The following is a 449-nucleotide window of genomic DNA, read 5'->3' on the forward strand; positions in this document are numbered from 1 at the left end:
TACGTATCTGCATGAGGGTTATTCGGGTGTTTTTCGTTGTAGCGTTTGCGCTCAGCAGGAGTCATGTCCTCCCACTTACCCTCGCTGGCCGTGACCATTAGGCGTGCTATTACTTCTGCTTTCATAGTCTTGTCCTTGGTTAAACAAACCGTGTATTTACGAGGGTTAGTTGATCAGGTAGTCGAAAGCCCACGTGATGTTGAGGGTCACAAGGTTCGATGCGGAACCGTCGAGTTCGACATCCGCAACCGAAGCCGGCCACAGGCCAACGACGGTAATCGTCCGGCTCACCTGAGGAAGATCGTTATAGACCACGAGCTGTGCCGTGCACTTGTAGGCGGATGCAAACGAGCCGCTGTTGTTGAGCCACGAACGGGTCATTTCTGACCACGCATAGAACTGGGCGCGCGTACTCCAGTCGCTCGCTTCCATAAACGTGGTGTTGAATG

At 53.2% G+C, this 449-nt stretch carries 1 protein-coding gene; it reads right to left on the minus strand.

The window, feature by feature from the left end; all coding sequences use genetic code 11:
• Positions 1-165: 165 nt before the first annotated feature.
• Positions 166-449, minus strand: a 284-nt coding sequence (locus AC1RPR_RS08270; RefSeq protein ID WP_481763478.1) for a hypothetical protein, incomplete at its 5' end; no start/stop codon positions are given.

The sequence above is a fragment of the Dellaglioa sp. CoH-57-MRSF-22 genome, assembly GCF_056781895.1.